Origin of the sequence: Thiomicrorhabdus arctica DSM 13458, from assembly GCF_000381085.1 — a bacterium.
Lineage (GTDB): Bacteria > Pseudomonadota > Gammaproteobacteria > Thiomicrospirales > Thiomicrospiraceae > Thiomicrorhabdus > Thiomicrorhabdus arctica.
The window spans coordinates 1,088,904-1,106,258 of sequence record NZ_KB905899.1; the positions used below are offsets into that span (position 1 = coordinate 1,088,904).

The following is a 17,355-nucleotide window of genomic DNA, read 5'->3' on the forward strand; positions in this document are numbered from 1 at the left end:
ATCTAAAGCATTAAATATGCTGCATTAACCAAAGGTTCAACTCTTGCAATGAATCCAACTGCGCCACTGGATTATATTCGGCCAACAGTTCCATTTGATGCACGCCATGACTCAACGCAATGCGATCCATGCCGATACTTTGCGCCATCTCCATGTCAAATGTCGTGTCACCAATCATCACGACTTCATCAACCGAAAGAGCAAATTCAGCCAGAATTTGCTCCAACATCAAAGGATCAGGTTTAGAAGCCGACTCAACGGGGGTACGTGTCATATCAAAGTAGACACCAAACCCACAGTCACCCAATACCTGATCCAAGCCTTTACGACTCTTTCCTGTGGCAATCGCTAATTTAAGACCACACTGCTTAAGGTTCAACAACAAAGACTCTGCGCCATCAAAAACGTCCATTGGGACTTTACAGTCTTCTAAGAAATATTGAGTATAAGCCTCTGCCATTGCGACCACTTGAGACTGCTTCGCATTAGAATACAACCCCAAAATAGCCTTCTCCAAACTCAAACCAATAATCTGTTTAGATTCATAATCAGATAAGACAGGAAAACCACACTCTCTTGCCGCCGCTTGAATCGAATTCACGATACGTGCTTCAGAATCCATCAAAGTGCCATCCCAATCGAAAATAACGGCTTTATATTTTTTCACCATGCTCTTGATCCTCTACATTTTTTAATACGGCTTTACTTCTAAGTCACTTCAAAGCGGACTAAAAACTCTAAACACTAGGATTTCGATAGACTTAAAGCTTCGATAATCTGGGTGAAATCGGCATACATCGGTGCTTCCATTAACATCCACTCTCCCGTTCCCGGATGGGTAAAGCCCAGAAACTGAGCATGTAACGCCAACCGCTTCATGCCCATTGGTCGATATTTTTTATTGACCTCATGATCTCCATAACGATCATCTCCCAACAAAGGACAACCAAACGCCAAGGCATGCACCCTTATCTGATGCGTTCTACCCGTTTTAAGCTTAACAGAGACCAAGTCACACCCTTTAAGGTGTTGCTCTATTTTGAAAAAGCTAATCGCTACCTTGCCATCATCCGCCACCGACACCTTCCAACCTCCGTCGGGCAAATGATCCTTACGCAAAGGCAAGTCCACTTTCTGCACTTTTTTTGGCCATTGACCGGTCACAATTGCTAGATAACGTTTGTCCCACTTATCGGCACGTATTTGAGCATGCAGCTCTTTTAAAATAGAGGCCTTCTTTGCAATTAATATACAACCAGAGGTATCTCTATCGATACGATGAACCAACTCCAAACGCTTAGCCAGAGGTCGCAATACACGCACCACCTCAATCAACCCCCAATTGATACCACCACCACCATGCACAGCGACACCGGATGGCTTGTTAATCACCATCAAATCATTGTCTTCGTACATAATACTGTCTTCAATACGCTTTAACTGAGCATAAGGAATATCGGATTCAACAATCTCAACCTTATCAGGCACGCTGACAGGCGGTATACGTACGACATCGCCAGCATTCAAGCGGGTATTCGCTTTGACACGACCTTTATTAACACGCACCTCACCCTTGCGGATAATTCGATAAATCAGGGTACGAGGCGCTTTACGCAAATGACGCATCAAAAAGTTATCAACTCTCTGCCCTGCATCTTCCTCAGTCACGTCTATTAATTTAACATTTGCCACTACTTACTCACCCGTTGAAATCTGATTCTTAACTGCATTCGTAAACTGCATTTTATTGGCATTTAATATTAGACATTAATGCAATAAACAACCTCAATAACCTCTCTAAAACCCATTGATAATTCTGTTTTGAGAAAAAACTTTCACAAGTTATCCACAAGAATACCCACAAGGTTATATATATAAGGACTATTTAGTGAAATTTGCGACAGTTTACAGCCTGAAAGCGAGGTTGTCATTGCGCAGTTGGAAAATGAGTGATATATTTGCATGGCTTAAATTTGTAAGCGATGCTTTCGTAGCAAACCATACTGACCCAAATGGTCTAATGAAGTAGCACGATTAACGTGAAAGAATTTTCAATACCGACAGAAATCGGCGGCCTATCAAACCATAGGAAACTGGAGCGCTTTTGTTCATACAAACCCCCTCCTAAGACGCTTAAATTTATTCTGTTTTATCAAAACTTCTGAGTCACACATCCATACAAGACACCAAAAGCCCCAACATCTCTCTTTTACATAAAACGAAAGAGGTTGTTGAGATAATTGACTGGCGCTACACTTAACTAACCTCACGAAAGGTTAACCATAGAGACATAAGACGCCACGTCAATGATACGAGAGCTCAATCAAGCTGAAAGTATTGTAAAAAACAGACATTGTCTGTCGGCTAGAGCAAACAGCCCAATAATAATAAAATAATGCATTTGCTCGATACCACTGTTACACAAAGATAGAACGATATTAATGAAGCGTAATACGGCACTTCATTTGCCCAGTGAGGCTATTGTAAAAAGATGCGAGACATTGAACTCAGGACCAAAAATACCTGAGTTCACAGAAATAGTCGCAAAATACACTTTTTATTCTTGTCTAACAACTCGCCTATACAATACTTTTCAGACCTCTGAGTAAGTTCTTTCGTCCGCTTTTCCTGTCTTCTATTCATGATGTCTCTCAGATAACCTAAAAAGAGAAAAGCATGAAAAGAATGCTCATTAATGCGACTCAGTCAGAAGAGACGCGCATTGCCCTTGTTAGCGGGCAAACCCTGTACGACCTAGATGTAGAAACGCCACGCCACCAAAAGAAAAAAGCCAATATTTACAAAGGCAAAATCACTCGAATCGAGCCGAGTTTAGAAGCCGCTTTCATTGACTATGGCTCTGAGCGCCATGGTTTCTTACCTTTTAAAGAAGTCGCTGAAGAGTACTTCCCTAAGAATAAACCAGAATCTGGCCGTTTTAGCATCAAAGATGTTTTAAAAGAAGGTCAAGAGATCATTGTTCAGGTTCAAAAAGAAGAACGTGGTAATAAAGGTGCCGCCTTAACAACTCAAATCACACTTGCTGGTCCGTATGTTGTGATGATGCCAAACAACCCTAAAGCGGGAGGTATCTCACGCCGTATCGAAGGCGATGACCGCACGGATATTCGTGATACATTACGTGATTTAAACACGCCTGAAGGTATGGGGTTAATCATCCGTACTGCGGGTGTTGACAAAAACACTGAAGAACTACAATGGGGTGTAAATTACCTGGTACAACTTTGGGAAGCCGTTAAAAAAGCCTCTACTGAACAAACAGCCCCTTTCTTAATCCATCAAGAATCAGACATCGTTATCCTTGCCATCCGTGATTACCTTCGCCAAGACATTGGTGAAATCATTATTGATAATATGGAAGTATTCCATAGAGCACGTGAATTCATTCAGCATGTCATGCCAGAGCAAGTGTATAAAGTAAAACCGTATCAAGATACGATTCCTCTATTCACTCGTTTTCAAATTGAATCTCAGATTGAGTCAGCGTATCAACGTGAAGTATCCCTACCGTCAGGTGGTTCTATTGTGATCGATATCACAGAAGCGTTGACCGCAATTGATATCAACTCAAGCCGTTCGACTAAAGGAACGGACATTGAAGACACTGCTTTCACCACCAATATGGAAGCGGCTTGTGAAATTGCTCGTCAACTACGCCTGCGTGATTTAGGTGGTTTAGTGGTTATCGATTTCATTGATATGCATTCAAACAAACACCAACGTGATGTTGAAAACAAAATTCGTGAAGCGGTTAAGTCTGATCGCGCACGTGTGCAAATCGGTAAGATCTCTCGCTTTGGTCTGCTTGAAATGTCTCGTCAGCGTTTACGCCCTTCTATTGAAGAATCCACTCAAATTGTTTGCCCACGCTGTCATGGTGTCGGCGTTATCCGTGGTGTTGAGTCTTTAGGTCTTTCTATCTTGCGTCTGCTTGAAGAAGAGAGCATGAAAGAGAATACTCGCCGTGTTACCGTACAATTGCCGGTAGACGTTGCGACCTTCCTTCTCAATGAAAAACGTCCTCAATTGATAATGATTGAAGATCGCCATAACCTGCATATTTTGATTGTGCCAAATGAACATTTAGAAACGCCACAGTACATTATTGAACGTACACGTACTGGTGAAGATGTTTCAAACAATGCAAGTTATGAAATTAAGGAAGTTTCACTCCCTGATTTTTCACTGACAGAAGAAGATGCAAAACAGCAGTTGCCTAAAGAAGAGCCTGCCGTTAAACACATCCAACAAACAACACCGCCTCAAACAGCGATTGTGACAAAAGCACCTGAAAAAGCAGTCGCTAAAGTTGAAACCGAAGTGAAACCTGGTTTGTTATCTCGTGTTTGGAACGCTTTATTTGGTAAAACAGAAGTGGCTGAAGAACCTCAGAAGCCATCTCGTCCGAATCCACGTCGTAACAACAATCGTAATCGCAACCGTAATGAACGGGATGACAATCGTGGAGGTCGTAACCGCAATCGTAATGAACGTGATGACACCCGCAATAAACGCCGTCCACCGTCTGAAGCGACTGAAACGGTTGAAGATAAGGATTCTCAAGCAACGTCAGACCAGCAAAGAAAACCTAACCGTCGTCCAAATCGCGACAACCGTAAACGCAATAAAGACCGTGAAACTCAAGCGCCAACGGGTGATGAAAATATAACCTCTGGCGCAGCTGGCGAGACGACAACAGACGATCAATCTAAGGACCGAAAGGACAAAAAACCTCAGAAGCCTGAAGGCCGTCACCGTAGTCGTTACAACAGTCGTAGTTACAACAGCCGTCGTCGCGCACCTGCTAATGCTGAAACACTCTCTATTGATTCACCAGCACCGGGTTCAGAGCGTACAGAGCGTTCTGAAACCATTGCGGTAAAAAAATCAGATGAGAGCAGTGTAGCTCAGACCGTTGATACCGTTGTAGAAACCAACAACATTGTGACTCCAACGGTTGATACAGCTGCAGAAACAACGATTGAGACCCCTGTTAAAACTGTGCAAACTCAACCAGCAACTGAAAAACTTGTTGTCGAAACGACGGCAGCTGAGACGCCAGTAGAAGCAACAGTCGTAGACTCTACGATTGAAACATCAACGGTAGAAACGCCTGCTGAAATTCAAGTTGAACCTGTGGCGCAAACGGAGACTCAGAAAACTGCTGACATTGAAGTTGTAGCAGAGACTCAAGACGTAGTCACTGATACTGCTTCAGAAGAGACTGAAGAAGCACCAGAGAAGAAAACTAGACCTAGAAGACCTAGAAGACCTCGTGGACCGAGAAAGCCTAGAACGGCTGAAAGCAAAGCCCAAAAGGAGTCTTCGGACAGTTCAACTTCAGCACCAAAAGCTGAAGCTAAGAGCGAAGTCGCACAAAAAACGGAGGCGACTTCCAAAGAGTCTTAATCTTCTGGTTATTGTGCACCTACAAAAAAACCGCCCATTGGCGGTTTTTTGTGTCTGGATTTTATAAACTCAGCCAAATCATCTAAGTGATCTGTTATTTAGTAAGCTAATCAAAATATTGAACTCATTCAAATAGAACCAAATCAACGGACGACCAGGCCTGGCCAATGTATTTAAGATAAATGATGTTTTTTGATATGCGCTAACAACCCTAGCGAAGCCGATTCTACTAAATCAAATACATGATCAAACCCTTGTGCCCCACCGTAATAGGGATCAGGCACTTCAGATTCTGAAAACTCCTGAGTGTACTCCAAAAACATTTGCACTTTATCAACATGCTCCGGCAATGCCAACTCCATCAAGTTCGAATAGTTTGCATCATCCATTGCCAAGATATAGTCATAGGCGTAAAAATCACCAAAATCTACTTTACGCGCCCGTAGGTCTGTCATATCGATCCCACGCTCTAATGCAACGGTGGTTGAACGGCCATCCGGCGATTTACCGATATGAAAAGCGGCGGTACCTGCGGAATCTATCTCGATCTTATCCTCTAAACCTGCTTGGATAACCAAGTGTCTAAAGACACCATGTGCCGTCGGCGAACGGCAAATATTGCCCAAGCAGACAAACAGGACAGAAACTTTATTAGACATATCAGTCATTTCAATAGACACCTTCGTTTAAAATAAGCCAATAGTTTACAAGGCCTATCCATAAAATGCACTCACCTCCTACTTTTCCAAACCAATTTAGCTTTAATTCTAGCTGGATTCATTATGCCGATAAAGATATTGTCATTGCCAACAAACCGAGTGGCTTACTGTCTGTTCCCGGTCGAGGACCAGAGAAACATGAGTGCTTGTTATCACATCTTCAGGTGACCTTCCCTGAGATAAAAATTGTACATCGCTTAGATATGGATACCTCTGGTTTGATGGTGCTTGCCTTAAATGCCGAGGTACACCGCGCATTAAGCCGTCAATTTCAAGAACGAGAAACCTCTAAAAGGTATCAAGCGATCTGCGCTGGCAGACCTTCAGTACAGCAAGGCGTTATCAACTTACCCATGCGGTGCGACTGGGATCGGCGGCCTCTACAAATGATTGACTTTAAACAGGGTAAATCGGCAAAAACTCTTTGGAAAGTCCTACAACAAAGTAGCAATCAGTTTCTTGTCGAACTCACCCCCATCACCGGCCGTTCACATCAACTCAGATTACATATGAAATCATTGGGCCACCCTATATTAGGTGATAACCTGTATGCCGATGCGATCACACTCAATATGTCTTCTCGACTCCTTTTACATGCAACTAACTTGAGTTTTACCCACCCCGTAACCAAACAATGGCTTGAGTTCAATCTACCGTCTGAATTTTCACCTCCACCTTGTTAATAAATGGCACAAAAGATGCTTAATACTCTCTAATTACGATCACATTAAGCTTATAGGAATACCTGTCATGTCGGATTTAAACACTGAAAAAGATGATATCGCCACTCAGGAAATGTTGGATATGATGGGCGAATTACCAGAAGATCAAGCTGAAATCCCCGATGATTTGACGGACATCGATATGGATGATCTACTCAATAGTCTTGATGAGTTTGAATCCGAGGCAGATAACAGCATTGAGGTTGCCACCACACCCGCTGACGATACTAGCGCCATTGATTTAGAGGATATAGACTCTCTAATGGGAGAAGTGGAAAGTGATCATGACATGGAAATTGACGTCAATGATACGCCAAACAATACACCACCAGAAACTCAAAATGCTATCCTAGCTGACACCTTGGCAACAGAAGATGAGACTGAACAAATGGAGAATATTGATGAAAAAGCCGATATTTCCAGCAATCAAGCTTCCAAAGATATTGACTTAGACGGTATTGAAGACATTGATACAGTCATGGAACAAATTGACTCCACCCATTCTAGTGAATCTTCTGACATAACGGATAAGACCCCTGAAGCGACAACAGAACCTTCCAACGAAGTGAGTGATGAGATTGCTCATGCAACGAATGATGAAATGACAGATCTAGATGAAGTCGGAGACATTGATGAGATGATGGCAGAACTTGATCTACCCGCTGAGGCAGAACCGACTGATCACAGCAATGTTATCGATGAAGATGCGACCCCAACAGACCTCCCTGAAGAGGAAGCGGCTGATACCCCTGAAGAGGTTTCGCCAGAGACGATAGAGACTGACAATCTGGATGACCTGATGTCGCAAGCAGAGACCGTTGAAGAGATGGATACAGGCATTGAGACGCTTGCAGAAGAGGGATCAAACGAAATACCCATAGATGAATCGATTGATATGAGTATGGAAACTGAACTATCGACTGATGAACCTGATGCTGAACCACTGGACAATGCGTCTAGCGAAGCGAATGAACCAGATAAAGTAGACAGTTCAACATTGGACGTTGTAGAGGATGAGGTGACTAGCGATGAAAGTGCCGATAACACCCCACATACGGATTTTGAAGCCAATGTTGACAATCCCATTATTGAACAGTCAAGTCAATCCGTTGCGAGTATGGAAGATGCCATTGAAATAGACCAAGAAATTCAGGGGATTGCATCACTCGTGCAGAATACGGCTCAAGAAGCGACCCTGCTTGCATTGGCAACCTCAAAGAAGGCACATGAATCTGCTGAAAAAATTCAACAAGCCATTGAAGCCACGTTTGTTGCGACTGAACGTGCGTTTGAAGCAGCTAAAAATGCAGGGTATACCGTTGAGTTAAGTGAACTGGAAACACAGCTATCATCTCCTGAAATTGCGAAACGTTTGCTTGAAATTCAAGCTAAAAATAAAACACTCAAAGCCGTAAATGAAAGCCTTAAAGCAAGAATTTCAGACCTAAATGACTAAATTGAATCAACCATTACACAGCTTACTAAATAGGTAAAACCATGAGTAATATCGTTGACGATTTACTACAAGAAGTTGAACAGCTAGAAGAGAGTACACAACAATTGAATGATAATGTTGAAAACGTTGCTGCTCAAAACTCACAGCTTAAAAGTGGTGAAGCAAGTTCAATCGATGTTGACCTAATTGCGCTGGAAACCGCTAAAACGGCGCAAGAAGCTTCACTCCAGAGTCATTTGGCTGCTAAAGCAGCTGTCAAAACCGCTGAACAACTCAAATCGCAAAGCTTAGAGTTGGCGGAGTTCAACTACAATTTACGTCAGTCTGTCCGAACGGCCACGAAAGAGATACAGTCTACTAAAAAGACGTTTATCGCGCTAATGGTTGGTTCGGTCGTGGTGAATACTATTGCACTTAGTGTGATTGGCTATTTTTTCTATGAAACCAATAAACAAAATAGCCAATTTAAAGGTCAGACTCTAGATATTATTCAAATTGAAAGTAACTTATTGAGTAAAAAAATTACTCTCAAAGTAGATGAACTTTCTTCATTGATTGAAGCGATGAGTGCTGACATCATTCGCATGAAAGATACCGTTACCACACCGGTTAAAATTCATAGCACTGTCAACGATAATTCTGGCGAAATGCCATCCAAAACATTAATTAACGAACCCATAAGCGATGCTAAAGCAGATAGCACAACGCACAGCAAAGAGTCTGCCACCCTTCATCACGATATTGCAACCACCGCCATTGCACACGAAACAAAAGATGAGAGACAGACGTCTGCCATGATAACCCGTTTAAAAACAGAACAAAGTGCAATTGACTATTCTGAACTTAAGACCTTGGTTGAAAAAATATTGGCCGAACAGCATAAACTTCAAGCAATGACTCTTACGGGTAGCACGGCCGACAGTTCAGATGCCTCACAGGTCAAAAAATTAAATGATATTCGCTGGTTAGTTAGAAAGCAGGAAAAGGCACTTAAAGCCATTCAAGCGAATCTTACCAACGGAACAGCTCAACATCCTGCTGATGGTTCAACCAGCAAAGGAATCAATAACACTTTAAATGAGCTGAAAGTACAATTGCGTTTATTGACCGAACAACAGCTCACCATTCAAAAGCAAGTTAAAAACTTACAAACGGATTTAACAAAGTATGCTTCAAAACCCGCGCCCTACAGTTATAAAGCTAAGTAGCCGGCATTAGCCTTCTTATATAAAAACCTTCCCTAAAGCGAGTCTGTTTTATAAACAACTCGCTTTTTTTATAGGCATTTTTCAGGCCAGTCAATTTAGGCTTCTGATTTAACCAGCCAGTACAGTCCTAAATTTCAGACATAAAAAAACCCCAAGAAGGACAAGCCTTACTCGGGGTTTTCAAAATATGGTGGTGGACTAGGGATTCGAACCCTAGGTGGGCTACAAACCCACGGCAGTTTTCAAGACTGCTGCTTTAAACCACTCAGCCAATCCACCTTTTTGATGTTGCGTATTATAGAACTCTGAGCGATTATTGCAAGACGTTTTGGCAATATTTATGTAAAATTAATGCAATTAACCAGGCCTGGTCAAACTTATGAATTCCAAACTTAAGAAAAACAATCACTTAACGTTTAATGAGCACTGTTATGAACTATTGCTTAAAATTCCTAAAGGGCGGGTCAGCACTTACAAAGCCATTGCCGAGGCTTTAAACAGCAAGGCTTATCAAGCAGTGGGCAATGCCATGAACAGTAATCCTAACCCAGTTAGCGTGCCTTGCCATCGCGTGGTGAATACCGATGGTCGACTCGGTGGCTATGCTTTTGGTTCGGATCGGAAAATAGAGTTACTCACTGAGGAAGGCATTGTTATCCTAGATGGAAAGGTTCAAGACTTTAAGAGGGTCTTGTTTGATTTTAAGGAATAAGGAATTGCTACATATTTTAGACATAAAAAAAGCGACCAGGCCTGGTCGCTTTTAAAAGTCGTCATAAATAAGTATTGAAAGCAAATTAGATCGTTTCAACACCCCCCATATAAGGACGTAACACTTCAGGAACAGTCACTGTGCCATCTGCATTTTGATAGTTCTCTAAAACGGCAACTAAGGTGCGCCCTACTGCTAATCCAGAACCGTTAATGGTATGGACTAACTGTGGCTTTTCTTGCCCTGAACGGAAACGCGCCATCAAACGACGAGCTTGAAAATCTTCAAAACTTGAGCAAGATGAAATTTCACGATAAAGCTGCTGTCCTGGTAACCAGACTTCTAAATCATACGTTTTAGCGGCCGAGAAGCCAATATCACCTGCGCATAATGCCATTAAGCGGTAAGGCAAGCCTAGCTTTTGCAGAATAACTTCGGCGTGACCTGTTAGCTCCTCTAAAGCTTCAAGTGATTTATCAGGATGGACAATTTGGACCATCTCTACTTTTTCAAACTGGTGCTGACGAATCAAGCCACGGGTATCACGACCATAAGAGCCTGCTTCTGAACGGAAACAAGGCGTGTGTCCGACAAATTTAAGCGGTAAGGTACTCTCGTCCAGAATTTCATCACGCACTAGGTTCGTAATCGGCACTTCTGCCGTCGGAATCAAATACAGATCACGGTCACTGGTATCATGCTCGTCATGCTTACTGATTTTATATAAATCGGCTTCAAACTTAGGTAGCTGACCGGTACCACGTAAACTTTCTTGATTGACGAGGTAAGGAACGTAAACCTCTTCATACCCATGATTGGCATGGGTGTCCAGCATAAACTGGGTTAAAGCGCGTTGCATCTTAACCAACGGACCTTTTAAAACCGAGAAACGAGCCGAAGTGATTTTAACGGCCGCATCGTTATCATACCAACCGCGTGCTTCGGTTAAATCAACATGATCTTTAACCTCAAAATCATATTCTGCAGGCGTGCCCCACTTTCTAATTTCAACATTGTCTTCTTCTTCAAGTCCCGCAGGAGTCGACTCATGTGGCAAGTTTGGAATGCTCGAAAAGATCACTTCTAATTTTGCTTGAACGTCGACAGAGGCTTGTTCAGCAAGTTCCAACTGGGCTTTTAATGAACTGACTTCAGCCAATAAAGGCGCTATATCTTCGCCCTGAGATTTTGCTTTACCAATACCTTTAGCACGACTATTACTTTCGGCTTGTAAGGTTTGGGCCTTTACCTGGAACTCTTTACGCTGTGCTTCTAGCGTCTGAATCGTGGCCACATCTAAGGTGTAACCACGTGCTTTTAGTTTTTCGGCAACCGTTTCTAAATCTGATCTCAGTAGCTTTGCGTCTAGCATTGGAATTCTCTATTTGGTTTATTCAGTAATCTGTTCAGTAGTAAGGTCTTTTGACCTATCAATTTTGCGGGATATTCTAACACTTATTAAGGGCTATTATGCACCCGCTTCAACCAGTTCAATATCCACAATTAACTCATTGGCCAACTCTTCTAAAAGCGTGCGAATTTCGTCCGCTTTCACATCCGTGGCAATATGCATTTTAATATTTGCTTTAAAGAGCTTTTCGCCAGACATTGAGGCCTCAATCACTTCGGTATGCAGCTCATCTACATTCGCGTGAATTTGCGCTAATATGGATGATATCCGATGCACAATACCGGGTTGGTCTTGGCCAATAAGTTCAATTTCAAATTGATTCTCTGCGGGCTTTGAATCCGTGTGAGAACTCTCTTCAAAAATAACACTTAAGCCTAACCCTTGTGAATTTTGCAACGCTGCTTGAAAGTCTGCAAGCTGTTCCGCGGGTAAATCCACTCTTAAAATGCCCGCAAATTTACCGGCTAGACTTGCCATTCGGCTCTCAATCCAGTCACCATTATGCGCCACAATGATTTTAGACAGTGATTTCACCAGGCCTGGTGAATCATTACCCAATACGCTGATTACCATGGATTTTTTCATAACACCCCTCCTACTTCACTATAGTCACTTAATGGCGGACAAGAACAGACTAAGTGACGATCGCCATACACATTGTCAACTCGACCCACCGGACACCAGTATTTAACCTCTCGCAAGCTCTCAACAGGATAGGCTGCTAATTGACGTGAATAGGCATGGTTCCATTCATCGGCCATCACCATATCCGCTGTGTGGGGTGCATTTTTGAGTGGATTATCATGTTCATCTAACACCCCACTCATGACATCGTTGATCTCTGCTTTGATGGCAATCATGGCATCACAGAAACGGTCCAACTCGACTTTAGATTCCGATTCAGTGGGTTCAATCATAAAAGTTCCGGCAACCGGAAATGACATGGTCGGAGCATGGAAGCCATAATCTATCAAACGTTTAGCAATATCATCAACGGTGATTCCCGAAGCTTCTTTGATTGGTCGTAAATCAATAATGCACTCATGCGCCACACGACCTTGGTCATCACTATAAAGAATCGGATAATGCGGCGCTAAAGAGTGGGCGATATAGTTGGCGTTTAAAATCGCCGTGGCGGTCGCTTGCACTAAACCATTAGAGCCCATCATGGCAATATAGCTCCAACTAATCGGTAGTACACCCGCACTGCCCCAAGGAGCCGCTGAAACCGCCCCTACAACCTTTGGCTCATCTTCAGAATTGACCACAGCGTAACCCGGCAAAAATGGCTTTAGATGCTTACCGACCCCTATTGGACCAACCCCTGGCCCACCGCCACCGTGTGGAATGGCAAAGGTTTTATGTAGATTGAGATGAGAAACATCGCCCCCAAACTGGCCGGGGGCGGCTACCCCGACCATGGCATTCATATTTGCACCATCGATATAAACCTGGCCACCATGCTGATGCACCAGGTCGCACACCGTTTTGACGTTCTCTTCGAACACCCCATGGGTTGATGGGTAGGTAATCATAATGGCCGCCAATTTTGCAGAGTGTTTTTCAAGCTTAGCGTGAAGATCTGCCAAGTCAATTTCACCCTTGAGATTCGTTTTCACCACCACGACTGACATGCCAACCATCTGCGCCGATGCCGGGTTGGTTCCATGAGCCGATGCCGGAATCAAACAGACATCGCGATGCCCTTCTCCACGGCTTTTGTGATACGCACGAATCGCTAGCAAACCGGCATATTCGCCCTGCGCACCTGAATTGGGCTGTAAGGATACCGCATCATAACCGGTGGCTTCACAGAGCATTTTTTCAAGCTCTAACACCATCTGCTGATAACCCAAAGCCTGATTGAGTGGCACAAACGGATGAAGATTGGCAAACTCCGGCCAAGAAATCGGCATGAGTTCTGCCGCCGCATTTAACTTCATGGTGCAAGAGCCTAACGGAATCATGGCACGGTCTAACGCCAAATCCTTATCCGCTAAACATCTCATATAACGCATCATTTGCGTTTCTGAACGGTGTTCATGAAACACTGGATGTGTTAAAAATTCTGAGGTACGCAGCAAATCTTCGCCAATAACGGGAGGTTGATCTTTCATCAAAACTTCGGCCTTTAAGCTAACCGCCTGTTCTCCTGCAAAGACCTCCCAAAGTACTGTAATATCTTGAAGAGTGGAGCTTTCATCAAATGAGAGACCCACCGTGTCGGCATCAATCGGTCTTAGGTTTATCCCCTTATCAACTGCAGCCTGCTGAATGGCCACGGCCTTTCCTGGCACAAAAATGTTTAAAGTATCAAAATACACTTTGTTATTTACCTTAAACCCTAACTGAGTTAAGCCGTTGGCAAACAATTGAGTATAACGATGCACGCGATAGGCGATTTTAGTCAAGCCTACGGGACCATGATAAACTGCATACATACTTGCCATGACAGCCAGTAAAGCCTGAGCCGTACAAATATTACTGGTGGCCTTCTCTCGACGAATATGTTGCTCACGGGTTTGTAAGGCCAAACGGTAGGCTTTTTTACCGCGGCTATCGACAGAAACCCCAATTAAACGCCCTGGCATAGAACGTTTAAAGTCATCTTTAGTGGCCATATAAGCGGCATGGGGTCCACCATAACCGAGCGGTACACCAAAGCGCTGAGTATTACCGATGGCGACATCGGCCCCCATCTCACCCGGTGTTTTAAGTAAGGTTAATGCCAATAAATCGGCCGACATGGCCACTAAGGCTTTCTTAGCATGGATCTTTTCAATCAGCTCACTAAAATCCGAGACCTCGCCATAAGTTCCTGGATACTGTAGCAACACACCAAACAAATCGTAATCCGCAAGCTCGTTGATTGGATTGCCCACCACCACTTCAATGCCTAAAGGTTCAGCACGCGTTTGTATCACTTCTATATTTTGTGGATGACAGTCGTCCGCCACAAAAAACACCTTACCTTTCGATTTACTCATACGCTGACAAAGGGTCATGGCCTCGGCACAGGCGGTCGCCTCATCTAGTAGGGAAGCATTGGCAAGCTCTAAACCGGTAAGATCTGAAACCATCGTTTGAAAATTCAGCATTGCCTCAAGTCGGCCTTGCGATATTTCAGCTTGATAAGGAGTATAGGCGGTGTACCAGGCGGGATTTTCTAGAATATTCCGCTGAATCGTTGGTGGGGTGAAGGTATTGTAGTAGCCCATTCCGATATAGGATTTGAGCACGATATTTTTACTGGCGATGGCTTTCAGCTTTTCCAATGACTGCTGCTCAGTCAAACCTTCGGCCAAATCCATGGGGTCGTGACGGCGGATTGAACTAGGCACCACTTTATCTAATAACTCGTTTAATGAAGCCATTTTTAATGACCTTAACATAGCGAGTTGTTCATCGTCATCAGGCCCTAAATGGCGAGTAATGAACTTGTCACTTTGCTGCAACTCTTCTAATGAACAGTCAGCTAATTGCGATAAAGTGGCTTGGGACATGTTTAATTCTCCGCTATTTCAATCCATTCATTACTGACTTTTAAAGACGGTTCTATAATTACTCTTCTGTTAATTCGTTATAGGCATCTTCGTCCATTAGATCATCTAAATCAGAGGGATCTGAAAGTTTTACTTTGACAATCCAGTTCGCCATCGCATCTTCATTAATCAATTCAGGTTCTTCTTCGAGTGCTTCATTGACTTCAATAATCGTTCCATCAACGGGTGCAAACAGCTCACTTGCAGCCTTAACCGACTCAACGACTGAAATCTCTTCACCTTTGTTAATTTCAGTGCCGAGTTCTGGTAGCTCAACAAAAACCAAATCCCCTAGCTGTTGTTGTGCAAAATCGGTAATACCGATTAACACGGTGCCATCGCCGTTGTCTTGAATCCATTCGTGCTCTGCACTATATTTAATATCGCTCATTGAATTTCTCCTTATTTTTATTTTTGTTGAACTGACCAGGCCTGGTCATTTTGTTTAAATATTAAATTTAAAGGTTAGATAACGTTAACCTCGATAATAATTCTGTTTAACAAACGGTAGTTTCACAACCTCTAGCGGAACTTTTTTGTTTCTCACTAACGCTTGAAGTTTAGTGCCTACTTGAGCAAATTCTGTCTGCACATAACCCATTGCCACTGGGCAATTTAAGGTTACGCTAAATCCACCACTGGTGACGAAACCAATGATATTATCTTGGTCATCGACGACTTCTGCACCATCACGCACTGGCATCTTGCCCAAAGGCTTGAGACCAATACGCTTACGGCTAACGCCATTGGCCATTTGTGCCATAATCACTTCTGCGCCAATATAGCCTCCTGGCCGAACACCGTCTGCTCGACGCGATTTTGATAACGCCCATAACAGACTGGCTTCCACGGGCGAGGTATCGTTCTCTAAGTCGTGCCCGTACAGACATAACCCCGCTTCTAAGCGCAGTGAGTCACGCGCACCCAAACCAATCATCTCTACGGCATCATCTGCCAATAAGGCACGTGCTAAGCCCTCCGCTTCTCTGTTCGCAACTGAGATTTCAAAACCATCTTCGCCGGTATAACCTGAACGGGTCACAAAACATTCAATGCCATTTACTAAGAGGGTTTTCGCTGACATAAAGATCATTTCTGCCGATTCCGGTGCAAATTTAGCCAACACTTCCCCAGCGAGAGGGCCCTGCAAAGCCAACAATGCACGGTCATCTAATACGTCTATCTCACATTGATCGGCTAGATGTTTTTGCAGATGGGCGATATCTTGTGCTTTGCAGGCGGCATTAACCACCAAAAACAGATAGTCACCCGCATTGGTGACCATCAAGTCATCCATGACGCCACCCTGCTCATTGGTAAACAAAGCGTAGCGCTGCTGCATTTTAGGCAAATCAACAATATCAACAGGGACAAGGGCTTCCAAAGCGGTTGCCACATTTTTGCCTGTTAACCGCACCTGCCCCATATGAGAGACATCAAATAAACCGGCTTTTTGTCGTGTATGCAGATGCTCTTTTTTAATCCCTAACGGATATTGCACCGGCATAAGGTAACCTGCAAAAGGCACTAATTTGGCACCAAGTTCTTGATGCAGACTATAGAGTGGAGTTTGTTTTAGCGTAATCTGGTTGCTGCTCTGCATACTTTTTTCCTTAAAAGCCAGCTATGCGTGATAGCGAGTAAACTTTTCTAAAAGTAACTTGAATAGTTGATTCTACTGTTTTTTGGATAAAAGGTTTAATAAAAGATGAAAAAGGCTTGTTGAAACCCCCTCCTTATTAAAACTGACGTGCAGCCAGCATCCCTGCCCATACGGCAAGAACGCAGCTCACGAGACTGACCACAATATTAATGAAAGCTTTGTTGATTTCACCCACTTCAATGTACTGTAAGGTTTCATAAGAAAAGGTGGAGAAGGTCGTAAAAGCCCCCAAGAAGCCCACCATCACAAAAGCACGCCATTCACTGGATACATCCAGCTTTTGCACCAATAAAACCGCCACGAGTCCCATCACAAAAGAGCCGAGTACATTGACAGATAAGGTTCCCCAGGCAAATTCGCGTCCGAACCATTGATACACTTGGTGAGACATCGCAAAACGTGCGGTTGCTCCTAATGCGCCACCTAAAGCAATAGCGAACCACCCTAATGCTGTCATACCCAATGCTGTCATTACAAGTTCCTCATCTTTGC

Annotated in this window: 14 protein-coding genes and 1 tRNA gene; 5 read left to right on the plus strand and 10 right to left on the minus strand. The window is 43.5% G+C overall.

Annotated elements, in window-relative coordinates; genetic code table 11:
* Positions 1 to 10: 10 nt before the first annotated feature.
* Positions 11 to 670, minus strand: coding sequence for an HAD-IA family hydrolase (locus tag F612_RS0105045; protein WP_019556665.1), 660 nt, complete (start codon positions 668 to 670; stop codon positions 11 to 13).
* Between the two features lie 74 nt (positions 671 to 744).
* The gene (locus F612_RS0105050) at positions 745 to 1,692 is read right to left on the minus strand and encodes an RluA family pseudouridine synthase (protein WP_019556666.1); all 948 of its coding nucleotides are present in this window, start codon (positions 1,690 to 1,692) and stop codon (positions 745 to 747) included.
* A 984-nt stretch (positions 1,693 to 2,676) separates the two neighbouring features.
* On the opposite strand from F612_RS0105050, the gene rne reads away from it, so the two are divergent.
* The gene (gene rne, locus F612_RS0105060; protein WP_019556668.1) at positions 2,677 to 5,430 is read left to right on the plus strand and encodes a ribonuclease E; all 2,754 of its coding nucleotides are present in this window, start codon (positions 2,677 to 2,679) and stop codon (positions 5,428 to 5,430) included.
* A gap of 173 nt (positions 5,431 to 5,603) precedes the next feature.
* Here rne and F612_RS0105065 read toward each other — a convergent pair whose 3' ends face one another.
* Positions 5,604 to 6,098, minus strand: a complete 495-nt coding sequence (locus F612_RS0105065) for a low molecular weight protein-tyrosine-phosphatase (protein ID WP_019556669.1) — start codon at positions 6,096 to 6,098, stop codon at positions 5,604 to 5,606.
* 56 nt (positions 6,099 to 6,154) lie between these two features.
* On the opposite strand from F612_RS0105065, the gene F612_RS0105070 reads away from it, so the two are divergent.
* The 3 genes from F612_RS0105070 (at position 6,155) to F612_RS0105080 (ending at position 9,535) form a co-directional block, all read left to right on the plus strand.
* Complete coding sequence (locus tag F612_RS0105070) at positions 6,155 to 6,832, plus strand: RluA family pseudouridine synthase (protein WP_019556670.1); 678 nt, start codon at positions 6,155 to 6,157, stop codon at positions 6,830 to 6,832.
* Positions 6,833 to 6,899: 67 nt separating this feature from the next.
* Positions 6,900 to 8,327, plus strand: coding sequence for a hypothetical protein (locus F612_RS0105075; protein WP_019556671.1), 1,428 nt, complete (start codon positions 6,900 to 6,902; stop codon positions 8,325 to 8,327).
* 41 nt (positions 8,328 to 8,368) lie between these two features.
* Complete coding sequence (locus tag F612_RS0105080; protein WP_019556672.1) at positions 8,369 to 9,535, plus strand: methyl-accepting chemotaxis domain-containing protein; 1,167 nt, start codon at positions 8,369 to 8,371, stop codon at positions 9,533 to 9,535.
* Between the two features lie 188 nt (positions 9,536 to 9,723).
* Here F612_RS0105080 and F612_RS0105085 read toward each other — a convergent pair.
* Positions 9,724 to 9,814, minus strand: a tRNA-Ser gene (locus tag F612_RS0105085).
* A 100-nt stretch (positions 9,815 to 9,914) separates the two neighbouring features.
* Here F612_RS0105085 and F612_RS0105090 point away from each other — a divergent pair.
* Entirely contained in the window at positions 9,915 to 10,247 is a 333-nt protein-coding gene (locus tag F612_RS0105090; protein ID WP_019556673.1) for an MGMT family protein, read from the plus strand.
* 85 nt (positions 10,248 to 10,332) lie between these two features.
* Here the strand turns inward: F612_RS0105090 and serS are convergent, their stop codons facing one another.
* From serS to crcB, 6 genes are all read right to left on the minus strand, one after another.
* Complete coding sequence (gene serS, locus F612_RS0105095; protein WP_019556674.1) at positions 10,333 to 11,619, minus strand: serine--tRNA ligase; 1,287 nt, start codon at positions 11,617 to 11,619, stop codon at positions 10,333 to 10,335.
* 96 nt (positions 11,620 to 11,715) lie between these two features.
* Positions 11,716 to 12,243, minus strand: a complete 528-nt coding sequence (locus tag F612_RS0105100; RefSeq protein ID WP_019556675.1) for a glycine cleavage system protein R — start codon at positions 12,241 to 12,243, stop codon at positions 11,716 to 11,718.
* Positions 12,240 to 15,161, minus strand: a complete 2,922-nt coding sequence (gene gcvP / locus F612_RS0105105) for an aminomethyl-transferring glycine dehydrogenase (protein ID WP_019556676.1) — start codon at positions 15,159 to 15,161, stop codon at positions 12,240 to 12,242. The genes F612_RS0105100 and gcvP overlap by 4 nt, the downstream gene beginning before the upstream one ends.
* Positions 15,162 to 15,219: 58 nt before the next feature.
* Positions 15,220 to 15,591, minus strand: a complete 372-nt coding sequence (gene gcvH, locus F612_RS0105110; protein WP_019556677.1) for a glycine cleavage system protein GcvH — start codon at positions 15,589 to 15,591, stop codon at positions 15,220 to 15,222.
* An 84-nt stretch (positions 15,592 to 15,675) separates the two neighbouring features.
* Positions 15,676 to 16,803 carry a glycine cleavage system aminomethyltransferase GcvT gene (gene gcvT / locus F612_RS0105115; RefSeq protein ID WP_019556678.1) on the minus strand — a complete coding sequence of 376 codons (1,128 nt, stop codon included), beginning with the start codon at positions 16,801 to 16,803 and terminating at the stop codon, positions 15,676 to 15,678.
* Positions 16,804 to 16,939: 136 nt separating this feature from the next.
* Positions 16,940 to 17,335, minus strand: a complete 396-nt coding sequence (crcB, locus tag F612_RS0105120) for a fluoride efflux transporter CrcB (RefSeq protein ID WP_019556679.1) — start codon at positions 17,333 to 17,335, stop codon at positions 16,940 to 16,942.
* Positions 17,336 to 17,355 lie beyond the last annotated feature (20 nt).

What these genes read in the sequence shown, in the direction of transcription:
- gcvH (WP_019556677.1), bottom strand. Translation starts at nt 15,591, where the DNA reads ATGAGCGATATTAAATATAGTGCAGAGCACGAATGGATTCAAGACAAC.
- F612_RS0105090 (WP_019556673.1), top strand. Translation starts at nt 9,915, where the DNA reads ATGAATTCCAAACTTAAGAAAAACAATCACTTAACGTTTAATGAGCAC.
- gcvP (WP_019556676.1), bottom strand. Translation starts at nt 15,161, where the DNA reads ATGTCCCAAGCCACTTTATCGCAATTAGCTGACTGTTCATTAGAAGAG.
- F612_RS0105045 (WP_019556665.1), bottom strand. Translation starts at nt 670, where the DNA reads ATGGTGAAAAAATATAAAGCCGTTATTTTCGATTGGGATGGCACTTTG.
- gcvT (WP_019556678.1), bottom strand. Translation starts at nt 16,803, where the DNA reads ATGCAGAGCAGCAACCAGATTACGCTAAAACAAACTCCACTCTATAGT.
- F612_RS0105080 (WP_019556672.1), top strand. Translation starts at nt 8,369, where the DNA reads ATGAGTAATATCGTTGACGATTTACTACAAGAAGTTGAACAGCTAGAA.
- crcB (WP_019556679.1), bottom strand. Translation starts at nt 17,335, where the DNA reads ATGACAGCATTGGGTATGACAGCATTAGGGTGGTTCGCTATTGCTTTA.
- rne (WP_019556668.1), top strand. Translation starts at nt 2,677, where the DNA reads ATGAAAAGAATGCTCATTAATGCGACTCAGTCAGAAGAGACGCGCATT.
- F612_RS0105070 (WP_019556670.1), top strand. Translation starts at nt 6,155, where the DNA reads ATGCACTCACCTCCTACTTTTCCAAACCAATTTAGCTTTAATTCTAGC.
- serS (WP_019556674.1), bottom strand. Translation starts at nt 11,619, where the DNA reads ATGCTAGACGCAAAGCTACTGAGATCAGATTTAGAAACGGTTGCCGAA.
- F612_RS0105065 (WP_019556669.1), bottom strand. Translation starts at nt 6,098, where the DNA reads ATGACTGATATGTCTAATAAAGTTTCTGTCCTGTTTGTCTGCTTGGGC.
- F612_RS0105075 (WP_019556671.1), top strand. Translation starts at nt 6,900, where the DNA reads ATGTCGGATTTAAACACTGAAAAAGATGATATCGCCACTCAGGAAATG.
- F612_RS0105100 (WP_019556675.1), bottom strand. Translation starts at nt 12,243, where the DNA reads ATGAAAAAATCCATGGTAATCAGCGTATTGGGTAATGATTCACCAGGC.